The 16105-nt window shown below is 62.3% G+C and carries 14 protein-coding genes; 8 read left to right on the top strand and 6 right to left on the bottom strand.

Annotated features, from left to right (window positions below):
- Positions 1 to 61 precede the first annotated feature (61 nt).
- Positions 62 to 2002 carry a DNA primase gene (gene dnaG, locus ACE4RL_RS08600; RefSeq protein WP_375600082.1) on the bottom strand — a complete coding sequence of 647 codons (1941 nt, stop codon included), beginning with the start codon at positions 2000 to 2002 and terminating at the stop codon, positions 62 to 64.
- A gap of 57 nt (positions 2003 to 2059) precedes the next feature.
- Here dnaG and ACE4RL_RS08595 point away from each other — a divergent pair, with 57 nt between their 5' ends.
- Positions 2060 to 2449 (top strand): hypothetical protein, encoded by a 390-nt coding sequence (locus ACE4RL_RS08595; protein ID WP_375600081.1) that lies wholly within the window; start codon positions 2060 to 2062, stop codon positions 2447 to 2449.
- 21 nt (positions 2450 to 2470) lie between these two features.
- On the opposite strand, the gene ACE4RL_RS08590 is transcribed toward ACE4RL_RS08595, so the two are convergent.
- Positions 2471 to 3031, bottom strand: a complete 561-nt coding sequence (locus tag ACE4RL_RS08590; protein ID WP_375600080.1) for a DUF308 domain-containing protein — start codon at positions 3029 to 3031, stop codon at positions 2471 to 2473.
- Between the two features lie 174 nt (positions 3032 to 3205).
- Here ACE4RL_RS08590 and ACE4RL_RS08585 point away from each other — a divergent pair, with 174 nt between their 5' ends.
- A complete protein-coding gene (locus ACE4RL_RS08585; RefSeq protein ID WP_375600079.1) occupies positions 3206 to 4396 on the top strand; it encodes an MFS transporter in 1191 nt (396 codons plus the stop codon).
- A gap of 125 nt (positions 4397 to 4521) precedes the next feature.
- Positions 4522 to 5661 (top strand): diguanylate cyclase, encoded by a 1140-nt coding sequence (locus ACE4RL_RS08580; protein WP_375600078.1) that lies wholly within the window; start codon positions 4522 to 4524, stop codon positions 5659 to 5661.
- 7 nt (positions 5662 to 5668) lie between these two features.
- Here ACE4RL_RS08580 and ACE4RL_RS08575 read toward each other — a convergent pair whose 3' ends face one another.
- Positions 5669 to 6121 (bottom strand): GatB/YqeY domain-containing protein, encoded by a 453-nt coding sequence (locus tag ACE4RL_RS08575; protein ID WP_375600077.1) that lies wholly within the window; start codon positions 6119 to 6121, stop codon positions 5669 to 5671.
- Between the two features lie 191 nt (positions 6122 to 6312).
- Here ACE4RL_RS08575 and carA point away from each other — a divergent pair, with 191 nt between their 5' ends.
- From carA to ACE4RL_RS08560, 3 genes are read left to right on the top strand one after another with little or no spacing between them, the layout of a single operon-like run.
- On the top strand, positions 6313 to 7524 hold the full coding sequence (carA, locus tag ACE4RL_RS08570; protein WP_375600076.1) for a glutamine-hydrolyzing carbamoyl-phosphate synthase small subunit: 1212 nt from the start codon (positions 6313 to 6315) through the stop codon (positions 7522 to 7524).
- Positions 7525 to 7565: 41 nt separating this feature from the next.
- The gene (locus ACE4RL_RS08565) at positions 7566 to 8282 is read left to right on the top strand and encodes an AzlC family ABC transporter permease (RefSeq protein WP_375600075.1); all 717 of its coding nucleotides are present in this window, start codon (positions 7566 to 7568) and stop codon (positions 8280 to 8282) included.
- Positions 8282 to 8587, top strand: a complete 306-nt coding sequence (locus tag ACE4RL_RS08560) for an AzlD family protein (RefSeq protein WP_375600074.1) — start codon at positions 8282 to 8284, stop codon at positions 8585 to 8587. Before ACE4RL_RS08565 ends, ACE4RL_RS08560 begins: the two co-directional genes overlap by 1 nt.
- 9 nt (positions 8588 to 8596) lie before the next feature.
- Here ACE4RL_RS08560 and ACE4RL_RS08555 read toward each other — a convergent pair whose 3' ends face one another.
- From ACE4RL_RS08555 to ACE4RL_RS08545, 3 genes are all read right to left on the bottom strand, one after another.
- Entirely contained in the window at positions 8597 to 10132 is a 1536-nt protein-coding gene (locus tag ACE4RL_RS08555; protein WP_375600073.1) for a glycosyltransferase family 32 protein, read from the bottom strand.
- An 80-nt stretch (positions 10133 to 10212) separates the two neighbouring features.
- Complete coding sequence (locus ACE4RL_RS08550; protein ID WP_375600072.1) at positions 10213 to 11148, bottom strand: neutral zinc metallopeptidase; 936 nt, start codon at positions 11146 to 11148, stop codon at positions 10213 to 10215.
- 160 nt (positions 11149 to 11308) lie between these two features.
- Entirely contained in the window at positions 11309 to 12781 is a 1473-nt protein-coding gene (locus tag ACE4RL_RS08545; protein ID WP_375600071.1) for a mannitol dehydrogenase family protein, read from the bottom strand.
- 136 nt (positions 12782 to 12917) lie between these two features.
- On the opposite strand from ACE4RL_RS08545, the gene ACE4RL_RS08540 reads away from it, so the two are divergent.
- Together ACE4RL_RS08540 and ACE4RL_RS08535 are read left to right on the top strand one after the other, a co-directional pair.
- Positions 12918 to 13826, top strand: a complete 909-nt coding sequence (locus tag ACE4RL_RS08540) for a sugar kinase (protein ID WP_375600070.1) — start codon at positions 12918 to 12920, stop codon at positions 13824 to 13826.
- Positions 13827 to 14077: 251 nt separating this feature from the next.
- Positions 14078 to 16063 carry a bifunctional 2',3'-cyclic-nucleotide 2'-phosphodiesterase/3'-nucleotidase gene (locus tag ACE4RL_RS08535; protein ID WP_375600069.1) on the top strand — a complete coding sequence of 662 codons (1986 nt, stop codon included), beginning with the start codon at positions 14078 to 14080 and terminating at the stop codon, positions 16061 to 16063.
- Positions 16064 to 16105: the final 42 nt, after the last annotated feature.

Below are 16105 nucleotides of genomic sequence, written 5' to 3'. Positions count from 1 at the left end.
TGTGACGCTGATTCGCCACAACGCAAAATCGCGCAGCGTCGCCAGTCCGTCGGGTTTCCCCTCAAAAACTGCGAGTTGCGCGTCCCGATAGCGAACCAAATCCTTCGATCAATGCCTCTGTGCCATCGACAGTGGTAATCTGGTTCTTGATGTCCCGCAGCCTTTCAAAGGTTTCTTCGCTCGGGTCTTCGCCCAGCGCGGCTTCGGCTGCCTTCAATTCCCTATTTAGCTGAACTTTCTTGTTATGCAAGGCCAGCGCGTGACTTAATCCGGTCTCGGCATCCACCAGCGCCGTCTCCGCACCGACCTGCCACACGCCCTGCCGCGTCAGCGTTTCGGTCATCCGCGCCAGTGCTGGCCCATGCCCCCGCACCCCCAGCGCGGATTGCAGATCGGCAGCGGAAATATCGTGGTGCCGCACCGCCAGCGCCAGGATGTCGCCCAGCACCTTCTGGGCCACCGGCGTTTCGCAATCGAGCGCCGCCAAGGCCTCGAAATGATCTTCCACCAGCGCCGGATGATTGACCAGCGTCAGGATGATGGTGGCTTCGCGCGGAGACGCATCGGCCATTGCACCGGTCCGCAGCAGCCGTGAATTGCGCAGCGTGTCGGAAACAACCAGCCGCGGCGTACCGCCCCGTGGATAACCATAGGCCCCGCTCTGCCCATAGGCCGGCTTGCCACCGCCCCGCCAGCTCTCGCGTCCACCCTGGCGCAACGGCGCAAAAAAGGCCTTCAATTTCTCGTCAAAGGCCTGGGCATAGTGGAAGCGCACGGTGGAATCTTGAATGCCATTGGCCCGCTCACGCAGGCGCGCCTGAAGCGCCGCGCGCTCTTCGGGCGCCTCCGGCACCAGCCCGCCGGTCTCGAAACTCCAGACCATATCCGAAAGACTTCGCGCCTTTTCGATCACCTCCGCAAAGGCACCCCTGCCCTGCGCCTTGATCAGGTCATCCGGGTCCTGCCCCTCGGGCAGCGTCGCTATCTTGACCGTCTTGCCCGGTTTGAGATGCGGCATGATCAGATCGGCCGCCCGCTCAGCGGCCTTCAAACCCGCCTTGTCGCCGTCAAAACACAGGACCGGTGTATCACTCATGCGCCAGAGCAATTGAATATGCTCTTCCGTCAACGCCGTGCCCAGCGGCGCCACCGTGCCCTCAAAACCCGCAGCCACCGCCGCGATCACATCGAGATAGCCTTCAACGACGATTACGCTGGCCCCGTCGCGCGCCGCGGTGCGCGCCGACTGGCCGTTGTAAAGCGTCTGCCGTTTGGAAAAGAGCTGGGTTTCCGGGGAGTTGAGATATTTCGCCGGCACGTCGGGGCTCATTGCCCGTCCACCAAAGGCAATCACCCGGCCGCGGAAATCGGTAATCGGGAACATCACGCGGTTGCGGAACCGGTCATAGGTCAGTGGATCGTCGTCGCGGCTGGTCACCAGCCCCGCATCGATCATCGCCTGGCCCGACACGCCATTGGCCGCCAGATGCTCCTTGAGCCCATTGCGGCTGTCCGGCGCAAAGCCGATCCGGAACCGGGCCTGGCTGGCCGGCGAAACCCCGCGCTCGAACAGGTAGCCGCGCGCGCGCGCCCCGATGTTGTGCGCCAGCGCCGCTTCGAAATACTTGGTCGCCAGTTCCATGACATCGGCCAGCCCGCGCTGCGCCGCTTCGCGCTTTTCGGTGCGCTCGTCCCGCGCTGGCATCGGCACGCCGGCCATGCCGGCCAGTTTCTCCACCGCCTCGGGAAAGCTCATTCCCGCTTTTTCGGTCAGAAACCGGAAATGGTCGCCCGTGGCGCCACACCCGAAGCAGTGGTAAATGCCGCGCCGGTCGTCGGCATGAAAGCTCGGGCTTTTCTCGGCGTGAAACGGACAGCAGGCCCACATATCGCCCTTGCCTGGCTGACTTTTGCGCTTGTCCCACAACACGTGTTCGCCCACCACCTGCGTGATCGGCAGGCGCTGGCGGATTTCGTCCAGGAACGTATCGGTGAAGCGCATGTGTGTTATCTAGGCGCTCACAGCGCCCGAGTCATCAGCAGAGAGTTTTCCACAGCCATGCCCAAAGCCAAGATGCCCGTCGCCGTTCTGATCGCCCTGACTGCCGGGCCGGCCCTGGCCATCGGGCTAACGCTCTTGGTCGTCAACGACATGGTGCCGGCCTGCGTTGTGACAGAAGCCCAACGCCTTACCGCGCCCGACGGCGAATACGATCTGGTGACCTTCTCCCGCGCCTGTGGCGAGACCCCACCCAATATCCAGGCGGCGCTTGTTCCGCCCGGTGAAGAAGTGCCCTTCGATGCCGCCAGCTTTGTCTCTGTTGTCGACGCGACCGAACTTACTCCGCGCTGGATTGCGGACGGTCAGATCGAGATCACCCTGCCCGAAACCGGCGAAGTGCTACGTCAGGACAAGACAGTGGCGGACATTCCCGTCGTGTACCGTTGATCCGCAGACCCAATGCGCCAATCACGCCTTGCTCGCTTGGTAAATCCGCCAGGCCCAGCCAAACAGCCCGATGGCAAAGATAATCAGCAAAATGCCGCCGATGATCATTCCTACCCAAGCGCTGAGCAGCGGGAACAGCAAAAGCACCAGCCCTAATAGGACGTAGGACGCGCCCGAAAGTACCACCGGCCAGATCCGCAAATAGCTTTCCCGCTCCCGAACGATCACCACGACCTGCATAACCCCGACAAAAATCGCCGCCAGCCCGACCAGGGTGGAGATGAATGTCACTGTAAAAATGGTGGCCAGCAATGGGCTGATCAGGATCACGACACCCAGGAGCAGCGAGGCAGCATTGGCCACCACGTCGAACCAGTAATTGCCGCTCTTGCCACCACCAAAAGTCAGGCTCCACAGTCCCAGCGCGCCGTCGATAAGCAATAGTATGCCGCCAAATAGCAGCAGCACCGCAAAGGCCTCGAGCGGCCAGATCACCGCGTAGAGCCCGGCTGCCAGCATCAGCAGGCCACGCAATGCCGTTGCCAATGCAAACCGTTTCTTGGTCTCGGACGAAACAGGCATTTCACACTCCTAGGGCCCTATCCCATTTACAGCCGGTAGACTAACCGTACTTGCAAAGTCGCCCAAGCACTCGACCAGTATAGTTTTCCTAAAGCGGACCGGCCAAATTGTGCATTGCACCTGTGCATTGTCCATGGAAGGAGATCCAATCTCCCTTTCCGTGCGGCCATGACCATGTCCCTGCCTCTACTTGCCCTGTTTCTGGCGGCCTTTACCTTCGGCACGGCCGAGTTCGTCATTGCCGGGGTCTTGCCCGATGTCGCCCTGGGACTGGGCGTGTCCATTCCTGTCGCCGGCTACCTGGTTTCCGGCTACGCCATCGGCATTGCCATTGGCGGTCCGGCACTGGCCGTGCTCACCAAGAAGATGAACCGCAAGCTGCTGGTGGTTCTGCTCGGCCTGGGCTTCACTCTGGGCCAGGTGCTCTGCGCCATTGCCCCTGGTTTCGAGTTGCTGCTTCTCGCCCGCCTTTTCGTATCCGTGCTGCATGGGGCCTATTTCGGCGTCGCCTTTGTCTTGGCCACCAGCATCGTTCCGCCAGCCCGGCGCGGCTTTGCCATGGCGCTGATCCTGTCAGGGCTCACTGTATCCAACGTGCTTGGCGTACCAGGTGGAACAGCCATCGGGACAATGTTGGGCTGGCGCGCCACCTTCTGGGCAGTGGGGCTGCTCGGTCTTGCGGCAACCCTGGTTATCGCCGCGATCTTGCCCGCCCGCGCCGGTGCCACAGCCTCACAGGGCAGTTTCCGGCATGAATTTGCTGCCCTTGGGCGCCAGCAGGTGTTTCTGGGCTTCACCATCGCCATGCTGGTGATGACCGGGCAATACAGTCTCTTCACATATATCGCCCCGTTGCTGCTCACCGTCACAGGCGTGGGGAGCGAAGCGATCCCGATCATTCTGCTGCTGTTTGGCGTTGGCGCAACCATCGGGGTGTTCATCGGCGGGCGTCTGGCCGACTGGCGCCTCATGCCCTCGCTAATCGCCATCCTTACCCTCCAGATGACGCTCTTTGTCAGCCTTTACTTCGCTGCGCCCCATGCCGTCCCCATGTCCATCGCGATCGTGCTGTGGGGCGGCGCCACCTTTGCCTTTGGATCGCCCCTGCAGTCCCGCATGCTGCTCTGGGCGGCCGACGGGCCGAACTTGACTTCAGCGCTCATTCCGGCCGGTTTCAATATCGGCATCGCTGTTGGCGCCGTCCTGGGGGCTGCACTGATCGAAGCGGGCCTGGGCTATCAGGCCCTACCATTGATCGGGGCCGTCTCGCTCGCCTTCGCCGTGGTGATTGCCGCGCTCTCGGCGTTTCTGGAACGCCGCAGAAACGCCGCGCCGCCCCTGCCAACGGGCGTTCCGGCGCAATAGCAGGGATGCGTTAAGCTTTCGCTCACTAGACCGACACTCTCCCGCAGTCCGTAACCATCCATTTCGGATATCCGCGCTATGAGTAGGTTTTTGCTGGTCGAGTTCGGCCTGTCTGGTGTCCCGACATGATCGACAACGCCTCTTTGCTGATCGGCATTGCCTTTTCCGGCTCCGCCCTGGTTCTTGCGCTTGTGATAGGCTGGCTCAACTCGCGGGCCGAAACCTATCTAATTCACGGCGCGATCGGTATCGGCCTGATCGTATTGGCCATGGTCGCGCTCGGCCTGCGTGGGGACAGCTATACTCTGCTGGCCCAGCTCATACCCTTTCCGGTCATGCTCGCCGGCCTTGCCTATGTCTATTCAGGGTCTCGCCTGTTCAATGCCAAGCCGGTTCGCCCGGCTCTGTTCGTCGGCATTGCTGCGGTGGTGCTGACCTCCATACCGCTCGCGCTCGGCCTGACCGGCATCGGCACACTCATGCTCAATTTCAACGCCGGCGTCATACTGGCCCTTTGCGGCCTGGAAAGCTGGCGCGGCCGCGCGGATGTCCGCCTGGCCATGGTGGCCAATGCCATCATCTATGGTCTGGTCGCCGCCTCATTCCTCGCCTGCGCAATCGTGCTGCTGATAGAGGGGCAATGGATCCTCGATGGACCACCCGATAATCTGGCCGAAGACATCAACTCCATCATGTCACTGGTCGGCCTGACCGGCATTGGCGCCATCACCCTCACCCTGCACCATGCGCGCGCCGCCCGCCGCCATCACCTGGAGGCCAATACCGATGCGCTGACCGGCGTACTCAACCGGCGCGCCCTGTTCGGGAACTATGGTGAGAGCGCGACGGCAACCGGCCTGGCTGTTATCATGTTCGATCTCGACTGCTTCAAGCAGATTAACGACCATCTCGGCCACGCCCATGGCGATATGGTGCTCGTTCGCTTTGCCGAAGTCCTGCGCAGCGAACTGCGCCACACTGACATCATCGGGCGCATTGGTGGTGAAGAATTCTGCGCCATCCTGCCCGGTGCCGATCATGACGCGGCAGGGCAGGCCGCCGAGCGGGTCAGACGCGCCTTCGATGATCTGGCCCTGCCCGGGGGCAGCGGAACAGAAACCGCCACCGTCAGCGCCGGTCTCGCTGCTGCAGACGAGGGCGAAACCTTCTCGTCCGTGCTCAGCCGTGCTGACGCTGCGCTCTACAAGGCCAAGCAGTCGGGCCGCAACCAGGTTCAGGTCGCCCCGTTCCGCCTCGTTGCCTGAATTGACCTCAGGCGGTCAGTGCCGCCCGCACTTGTCCGCTCGCCTTGCCGAAGTCGATTCGACCCGGATAGTCCGCCTTGAGCTGGGCGATAACCTTGCCCATGTCCTTGGGACCTTCCGCACCAGTCGCGGCAATGGCGGCGCGGATGGCCTCGGTCACCTCCTCATCGCTCAAGCCCTTGGGTAAGAACTCGTTGAGAATATCGATTTCTTCCTTTTCCACCGTGGCTAGGTCGCTGCGCCCGGCCTGGGCGTAAATGGCAAAGCTTTCTTCGCGCTGCTTCACCATCTTCTGAACGATGGCCAGAATTTCGTCATGTGTGGCCGGGCCCTTGCCCTCGCCCCGATTGGCAATGTCGCGGTCCTTGATAGCCGAATTGATCGACCGCAAAGTCGCCGTGCGCCGCTGATCCCGAGCCTTGAGCGCCAGTTTGAGCCCTTCACTGATGTCTTCGCGCATGTGTCCCGTGGCTCCTTGCCATGCATTTTGTCGCTCCCATATAGGCAACAAACGCAGGCTTCGCCACTTGCACTGTTGGGCCATGCCTTCTAAGAGGAGGCCTCAACCGACATCTCGCCGCGACCAGTGGGCAGGCTCACCGCCACCGCTCTCGTCGCGCGCGCCCGACAAACCGAGCTTGGAGACCCATAGTGACCGGCTGGCAGCAATCCCCCGCGACCGCAGTTCTGATTCTGGCCGACGGCACGCGTCTTGAAGGCTTCGGCTTAGGCGCTGTGGGTCACGCGGCTGGCGAGGTGTGCTTCAACACCGCGATGACCGGCTATCAGGAAGTGCTGACCGACCCCTCCTATGCCGGGCAGATCATCACCTTCACTTTCCCCCATATCGGCAATGTCGGCACCAATGACGAAGACATAGAGACGGTGAACATGGCCGCCCTCTCCGGTGTCCGTGGCGTCGTGCTCAAGGCCGACATCACCAACCCGTCCAATTATCGTGCCGCCGAAAAGCTCGATGCCTGGCTCAAGAAGCGGAATATCATCGGCATCTCCGGCATCGACACACGCGCCCTGACCGCGCTGATCCGCGAAAAGGGCATGCCAAACGGCGTGATCGCTCATGAGCCCAGCGGCCAGTTTGACGAAGGCTCCATCGTCGCCGAACTCAACGCCTTTCCCGGCCTTGAGGGTCTTGACCTTGCCAAGGAAGTGACGACCGCTCAGACCTATCATTGGGATCAGACCGGCTGGCAGTGGAACGTCGGCTACGGCACGCTCGAGAAACCTGAATTCCACGTCGTGGCCATCGACTACGGCGCCAAGCGCAACATCCTGCGCTGCCTGTCCGATCAGGGCGCCAAGGTCACCGTCGTGCCCGCCACTGCTTCGGCGGACGACATTCTGGCCCATAAGCCCGATGCGGTGTTCCTATCCAACGGCCCCGGCGACCCGGCCGAGACGGGCAAATATGCCGTCCCAACCATCCAGAAGCTGATGGAAACCGGCAAGCCCATGTTTGGCATCTGCCTGGGTCACCAGCTCATGGGCCTGGCTCTGGGCGGCAAGACCTCCAAGATGCATCAGGGCCATCACGGGGCCAATCACCCGGTGAAGGATTTGACCACCGGCAAGGTCGAGATCACCTCGATGAATCACGGTTTTGCGGTGGACGCCGACAGCCTGCCCTCCGGCGTCACCCAGACCCATGTTTCCCTGTTCGACGGCTCCAATGCTGGTCTCGCCGTCGAAGGCAAGCCGATCTTCTCGGTGCAGTATCACCCCGAAGCGAGTCCCGGCCCCAAGGACAGCCATTATCTGTTCACGCGCTTCCTCAACCAGGTGCGCAAGCAGAAGGGCCTGCCGGAGAAGGCGGAATATGTTGCGCCGGGCGATGCGGCCTGATCCAGTGGGGACGTCTCTCGAGTCGATCCCGCAGCCCATCCATGAACAAAGACATCATTGAAGGCCTCAAGGGCGGCGCCATTGTTGCGCTGTCCGCGGCACCCTTCGCGGTATTGTTCGGCGCGGTCGCGGTCGACAATGGTCTTAGCGTACTCGACGCCGCCCTGATGAGCGCCCTCATCTATGCCGGCGCCAGTCAGCTCGTGGGCATCGAACTTTTTGGCCAGCAGGTGGCCCCCTGGCTCATCGTGCTCTCCATCTTCGCCGTCAACTTCCGGCACATTCTCTATTCGGCTGCCATTGCCCGCCATATCCGCGGTTTCAGCCTGGCTCAGAAGGCGATCGCCTTCTTCTTTCTCATCGACCCCCAATTTGCCGAAGCCGCCCGCCGCACCGAGCAGGGCAAGCGGCTGACCATGTCCTGGTACATGGCATTCGCTCTCGTCATCTATTTCCCCTGGCTGCTGTTCTCGGTGCTCGGCGCCTGGTTCGGCTCCATGCTTGGTGATCCCAGGGTCTGGGCCATTGATGTACTGCTCCCAATCTATTTCATGGGGCTGGTGCTCGGTTTTCGCCGCAAGCCCGGCTTCTATCCCACGGTGGCGGCCAGCATGGTCGGTTCCGTGGTTGGCTATTATTTCGTCGGCTCGCCTTGGCATGTCAGCATCGGCGCCATTTGCGGCGTGCTGGTTGCCGCACTCCTGCCCTTGCCAGCCCAGCCGGCCAGCACCGAGCCCGTCGAGGAGCCCGCCTCCTGATGGACGACTTGGCAATTTTCTGGATCATTCTGGCAGCGGCTCTCGCAACCTATGCCACCCGCGTCGGCGGCTATGTGCTCATCACCCGTATGCGCACCCTGCCGCCCCGTCTCGAGCAGGCGCTCAACGCCGTCCCCGCAGCGGTTTTGACGACGCTCTGGGCGCCTTCCTTCTTCACGGGCGGTTGGGATATCCGTCTCGCACTGCTCGCCGCCGCTCTGGTCAGTCTGCGCTATCCGCCGCTTGTCATGCTGGCGGCAGGCTGGGCAGCAGCATTGGCCGCGCGACACTTCCTTGGCCTCTAGACCGGCGGCCTAGTCCTGCCGGATAACGATCAGGTCGGTCAGCCCGCAAGCTTCAAACCCTTTGTCGCGCGCCATGATGGCAAATGCCTCGGCCCCCAGATGCAGCTTGTAGGGTGTTTCGGCAAAGCGCACGCCGGCCTCGACAACGGCCCGGTTGATCAGCATGAAGCTCTCCCCCACCCCGTCCAGCGGAAGAACGGCAAACGCCTTCTGCAAGCCGAGATAAGTCCGGAAACGCTTGTCACAGCGGACAACACCGTCGCGCCCGCCATCCTTGTACAGAACCTTGAACGGCGCCCCGTTCTCATAGCGGAACAACTGATCATCCGCCGGGGCCCCGGAAGGATCAACGACATTGGCCGCAACGATAGGCTGTCCCGCCCCCAGCATCCGCTGAATGGCATCTGCGGGAATCGACCGCACCGCTCCATCGACCAGCAGAAAATGGCTCGCACCGGCTGGCATCCGCTCCAGAATGGCGTTGTCCCGGGCTGCGCTTGACGCATGGTGCGCCTCGGTCAACTCCGCGGTCAGTCCGGCGCCAGCCAGCACCGCGGCAATCGCCTCGCCATCCGCCCCCGTGGCGGCATGAACAGACAGCGTCAGCCGATCCCTTGGATAGTTGAGATCGGCCAAAGCACCCGCCAGTTCCGTCGAAAGCCCATGCTTTCCAACGCGCACCGCTACGTGCACCGGTGGCCGCTCCGGTGACGGCATCACAATCTGGTCCGTATAGAGCTGCACCGGATCCGGGATGACCACTTTCGCCAATTCAGGATTGGTCAATCGCCGCCACGCCCACTTGGCAGCGGTAGGCAATTGCAGCAGGGCGAACACCCGCCTGTTGCGCTCATACCAGGGGACCCAGGTTGTCATCCACACATGCGAAACCAAAGAGCCATTGCTGGCCGGAACCACCGTACCAACCGCTTCGAGCCGGGCAATCGCCTCGGCGTCCAGGCGCGTCCTGCGCCCATCCGAGAGCAGCGGCGACCAGACCTTGGGCGACAGCAGCACAGGCCTGTCCGCCTTGGCCAGCCGCAGAACAGCCGCTGTCACCATGGACGGCCCGGTCGAATAGAACGTTTCCTGATCCACCAGGCTCGGCATCAGCCCAATGACCTCCTGCCACAGCCGGTGGCCGGGCACCGAGCCCATAAAGGCATTGGTCAAAAGGAACGGGACCCCCTGATGCCATCTATGCGCAGAGACATGCTCGAGCGGCTCAATACCCAGAAAGCATTCATGGCCCAGCAAGGTGTCGATCGTCTGATACGGCTCTACGTCAAGGTCGGCATAGACCCCGCCAAGCCGGCCCAGCACCAGATAGCGGAACGCATCGGCCCGCTGGATCATCTTTGGATAGGCATCGTAGGTGGCCAGGAAATCCGGGTAGGCGTCGACCACGAACGCCCGCATGCTCTCGTCCGTCCACAGGCGAATGTCCCAGTCCGGGTGCAGCCGGCGCCAGGCGTCGTAATAGGCCTGCATCTGACCGGGAAGCTGTTCGGACTTCCACGTAAAGTGAAGGATTTTCGGAATCATGACCGGGCTTCGCTATCTGACCCGCCCGGTCTATCCAACATCGCGTGGCCCGGCTACCCGGTAAAGAACCGCGTTTCGGGTCAGACACTCCCCGAAAACGTATCACAATCGCCCGGATTGCCCGACTGATAGCCCCGTTCGAACCACGCCTGCCGCTGTGCCGACGTACCATGGTTGAACGTCTTGGGTACGGCAAAGCCCTGCATGCGCTTCTGCAGCGTATCGTCGCCAATCTGGTTGGCCGCGTTCAGTGCTTCCTCGATATCGCCCCGTTCAAGCAGGTTCTCCTGCCCCGCATAATTGGCCCACACGCCGGCGTAGCAATCGGCCTGCAATTCCACCCGCACCGACCACGCATTGGCTTCTTCCTGGCTCATCGACTGCCGCCGCTGGTTGAACTCGGGCAAGACCCCGGTCAGGTTCTGGATATGGTGCCCCACTTCATGGGCCAGCACATAGGCCTGCGCAAAATCGCCCGGCGCACCGAACTGGCGGTGCAACTGGTCGTAGAAACTGAGATCGATATAGACCTTGCTGTCCCCAGGGCAGTAAAATGGCCCCACCGAGCTGTCGGCGGCACCGCAGGCCGTGTTTACCGCATCGGAAAACAGCACCACTGTCGGCTCCGGATAATTCTCGCCGATCGCCGCGAACTGCTCGTTCCACAGATCCTCGGTTTCCTTGACCACCACACCGACGAAATCGGCCAGTTCATCCTGGCCCTCGGCCGGCAGCTGCCGCGACGTCGCACTGGACGCAGGCCCGGTGCTCGACCCGCTTGTCAGCATATCCAGAGGATTCTGCCCCGTGGCGAACCAGATGATCCCCAGCACCACGACAATGCCGATTAACCCCGAAATTCCGCCACGCGACCCGCGCCCGCCGGTCGGAATGCGGATGCCGCCACCGCGACCGCCACCAAGACCTCCGAGTCCGCCCAGGCCACCCAGCCCGCCGCTGCGCCGGCCGCGCCGATCCTCGATATTGGAGCTGCGCTCCCGACCCCGCCACTTCATCGCCCGACGCCTTTCACTTTTGCCGATGGACGCTAGCAGTAAAGTGCGGCGCAGAGAAACTCGTTCCACGCGGACTATTTCAAGAACACTATGTCTTACCGCCCCTACCGGGGGAGGTAGCGACGCTAGGCCCAAAGGGCCGCAGCAATGCCAGTTGGGGTCACCCGGCCACCTTCTTCACCGTCGCCCGCGCACCTTCATCGAACAGGCTCTCCAGATGCCGCACGACTACGGTCCGGAAATCGGCGTTTCCTGCAAGATCCGCCCCGAACACTTCGCTCAGCCCCACGAGTCCGTCGAACAGCGCCCCAGCGTCATCCCCGGCATCTGCCGCTATCGCGTGCATCTTGAGCGCCAGCGGATCGCGCACATCGATTTCGCTGCCGTCTTCGGCCACGCCGGTCACATAGCGCATCCATGCCGCCACCCCCAGCGCCAGTCGCTCAATCCCCTGCCCGGCGGCCAGCCGCTCGCGGATCGTGCCCAGCAGGCGCTGCGGCAGTTTCTGGCTGCCATCCATCGCGATCTGCCAGGTCCGGTGCTTCAGCGCCGGATTGCGGAACCGCTCCAGCAGTTCGTCCCGGTACGCGCCAAGATCCACACCCGGCATGTTGAGCGTCGGCATGGCCTCCTCGGTCATCAACCCGTGGATCAGCTTCACATAGGCCGGATCGCCCATCACCTCGGCGATATATTCATAGCCACCAAGATAGCCCGCATAGGCCATGGTCGAATGGCTGCCATTGAGCATCCGCAGCTTCATGAGCTCGAAGGGCTCGACATCCTTCACCAATTGCGCGCCCACCGTTTCAAACGCCGGTCGGCCGGACGGGAAATGATCCTCGATCACCCACTGTGTGAAGGGCTCGGTCATGATCGGCCATGCGTCCTCCGCCCCGATCAGGCCGGCCACTTCATCCCGATCCGCGTCTGTGGTCGAGGGCACAATCCGGTCCACCATGGTCGAGGGGAAAGCCACCTGCTTCACCCATTCGCCCAATTCAGGGTCCCGCAGCGACGCAAATGTCGTCACGATCCGCTTGGCCGTTTCGCCATTGCTCGGAAGATTATCGCAACTCATCACTGTAAAGGGCGCGACGCCTGCCGCCTTGCGCTGCGCCAGCGCTTCCACCAGCATGCCCGGTGCCGATTTCGGCGCTGTCGGATTGTCGAGGTCATGCACGATGTCGGCATGCTTCTGGTCCAGTTCGCCGGTTGCCGGATCGTGGCAATAACCCTTTTCGGTCACCGTCAGCGAGACGATGCGAATGGCCGGATCAGCCATCAGCGTCAGCAGTTCCGCGCGTTGGGTGTTGGCGTCCATCACCGAAAGGATCGAGCCAATTACCCGTGGATGCGTGCCCTCGGCATCGCGCACGGCAATGGTGTAGAGCCCGTCCTGCGGCTCCAGCGCCTCCTTGGTGTCCGGCCGCCTCAGACTCGCCCCGACAATGCCCCAGCTCGGGTCCTTGCCCAGCAGGTCATCGACATAAACCGCCATATGCGCCCGGTGAAATGCGCCAATGCCCAGATGCACGATTCCCGGTGTCACCTTGGCCCGGTCATAGCCAGGCACTTTCGTGCCCTTGGCGAGTGTGGCAAGGCTGGCTGTGTTGAGGCGCGGGCTGGACACGGAAATTCTCCTCGAGACATGCGGCCTCCTCCATCTTGTATGGAAGTTTGGCGCAGGATAAAGCCTCTTTAGTGGCAAGCCCTTGCCGGAGCAAGCCCGCACCGGCATAACCCCGTTGAAGTTCAGGAGGAAGTCCGTGGCCAAACGCATCGTCTCAATCGGGGAATGCATGATCGAGATGAGCGGCGGTGAAGACCGCACCTATCGTCTCGGCTATGCCGGTGACACGCTCAACACCGCCTGGTACCTCCGCGCCCTGCTCGGCAAGGACTGGTCGGTGGACTATGTCACCGCCCTCGGTCAGGACCGCTACTCGAGCGACATCCGCTCCTTTCTCGACGACAACAACATCGGCACCGGCCACATCCAGACCATTCATGATCGCCGCCCCGGCCTCTACATGATCCACCAGGAAAAGGGCGACCGGCACTTCACCTATTGGCGCGACAGCTCTGCTGCAAAACTTCTGGCCGACGACAAGTCTGCGCTCGCCAATGCCGTCGAAGGCGCCGAACTGGTCTATTTCTCCGGCATTACCCTGGCCATCCTTGCCCCCCGCGCCCGCGGCCGCCTGCTCGGCGCCATCGTCAAGGCACGCGACAATGGCGCCAGAGTTGCCTTCGACACCAATCTTCGGCCCGCTCTCTGGTCCTCGCCCCGCGTCATGGCTGGCGTCCTCACCGCCGCCGCGAGCCTCTGCGACATCGTTCTGCCCACCCACACCGACGAAGCGCCGCTGTTTGGCGACAAGACCATCGACGACACGGCCGACCGCTATCTCGAACTCGGCGTCGAGGAAGTCGTGGTCAAGGATGGCAGTAAGGAAGCGCTGATCGCCACCGCCAGCGAGCGCATCCGCATCGCCCCGCCCCCAGTCACCAACGTCGTGGACGCCACCGGCGCCGGCGACAGCTTCAACGGCGCCTATCTTTCGGCCCGGCTCAACAGCAAGAACTTGCGCGAAGCCGCCACCGCTGCCCACCGTACCGCCGGCATCGTCATCGGCCACAAGGGCGCCCTGGTGGACCCGAAACTGGTATGGTAGCTCTTTCTGTCCTCCCCCGCAAGCTGGGGAGGAATACGCACCCGTGGCATCCACCTCACTGTCATCAAACTGTCATAAATTGACCAAGCGGTAAAAACTTCATAGCGTCTCAATCCAGCCGTCATGCGCTCGTCATTTGAGCAAGGCATGAGCGGTCTGCTCCCCGTGGACGGGGAAGCGCCAAGAACCGGTCGAAAACCGGCGCCGGGAGCACGCCCCCGGCAAAGCGGCACTTCATTGGAGACGATCAAATGAACTTCTTCCCGAGCATTTCTCGGCGCAGCTTCCTAGCGGGTTCCGCCAGCGTTGGCGCCATGGTTGCCATGCATCCCTTCGCCGTCATGGCCCAGGCCAATCAGGCCCATCTGCGCATCATCGAGACGACCGATATTCACGTCGCCATCCTCCCCTACGATTACTATGCCGACGCCCCCAACGACACGATGGGTCTGGCGCGCACGGCCGCCATCATCGAACAGATTCGCGCCGAGGCCGGCAATGCCGTGCTGTTCGACAATGGCGACCTGATCCAGGGCAACCCGATGGGCGACTACATGGCCTATGAAAAGGGCCTCGATCAGGGCGACATTCATCCCGCCGTCGCAGCGCTCAACACGCTGGGCTACGACGCTGCAACCCTGGGCAATCACGAATTCAACTATGGCCTGGAATTCCTCGACCGCGCGCTTGAAGGTGCGAATTTCCCGCTGGTCTCGGCCAATCTGGTGCGCGGCAACGAGTTGGGCGACAACCCGCTTGAAGACGACACCTATCTCGATCCCTACCGCATCTTCGAAAAAGAACTGACCGACGGTTCGGGCGCGACCCATACCATCAAGATCGGCGTTATCGGCTTCCTGCCCCCGCAGATCCTCACCTGGGATGCCGCCCACCTGACTGGCAAGGTTGTGGTTCGCGACATTGTCGAGGCGGCCGAAGCCTGGGTGCCCAAGATGCGCGAAGAAGGCGCCGATATTGTCGTCGCCCTTTCCCACTCCGGCATCGACGGCAGCGAATATGTCTCGGGCATGGAAAACGCCTCGCTCTATCTGGGGGCCGTTGAAGGCATCGACGCGGTCCTCACCGGTCACCATCACCTGGTCTTCCCCGGCCCCAACTATGCCGACGTTCCGGGCGCCGACATTGAAGCCGGCACGCTCAATGGCACACCCGCCGTCATGCCCGGCTTCTGGGGCTCGCATATGGGTCTGATCGACCTGCTGCTCGAAGTCGATGCCGACGGCAAATGGAGTGTGGTTTCGCACACCTCCGAAGCCCGCCCCATCGTCGAGCGCATCGACAACAAGAACGTCCCCACCGTTGAATCGGTGCCGGAAGTCGAAGCCTCGGTCGCTGAAGAGCATCAGGAAACGCTCGATTACATCCGCCGCCCGGTTGGTGAAACGGCCGCTCCCCTGCACTCCTACTTCGCCCTGGTCGCCGATGACCCGTCGGTTCAGATCGTCTCCCAGGCCCAGTCCTGGTACATCGAGCAGATGATGAAGGGCACCGAATGGGAAAGCCTGCCGATCCTTTCCGCCGCTGCCCCCTTCAAGGCCGGCGGCCGTGGCGGCCCGGACTACTACACCGACGTCCCCGTCGGCCCGGTGGCCATCAAGAACGTGGCCGACCTTTATCTCTACCCCAACACCATCCAGGCCCTGGTCGTCACCGGCGCGGATGTGAAGAACTGGCTCGAACGTTCGGCCGGCATCTTCAACCAGATTGAAGCCGGCGCCACCGATGCCGCCCTCATCAACCCGGATTTCCCGTCCTACAATTTCGACGTGATCGACGGCGTCACCTACAAGATCGACCTTACCCAGCCCTCCAAATATTCGTCGGACGGCAAGGAAGAGATCAATCCCGACGCCAACCGCATCGTCGACCTGATGTATGACGGCGCCCCGATCGACCCGGAAGCCAAGTTCGTCATCGCTTCGAACAATTACCGCGCTGGCGGTGGTGGCTCCTTCCCGGGCACTGGTGCTGAGAACATCGTCTTTATCGGCCCCGATACCAATCGCGACATCATCGTTCGTTTCATCATCGAAAACGGCACGATTAACCCCAAGGCCGACAGCAATTGGTCCCTCGCCCCGATCGGCGACACCACCGTGCTCTTTGCCACCGGGCCCAAGGCTGCCGACAAGGTGGCTGACGTGACCGCGGTCAAGATCGAAGCCACCGGCGAGACTGACGAAGCCGGCTTTGGCATCTACCGCATCACGCTCTAGGTCGTGCACGAAAATGCGGGCGTCCCACTGGGACGCCCGCTA

This window comes from Devosia polycyclovorans, assembly GCF_042181575.1.
GTDB classification, from domain to species: domain Bacteria; phylum Pseudomonadota; class Alphaproteobacteria; order Rhizobiales; family Devosiaceae; genus Devosia; species Devosia polycyclovorans.
The sequence above is the reverse complement of the archived record's forward strand: the minus strand, read 5'-3'. Positions and strand labels throughout refer to the sequence as shown.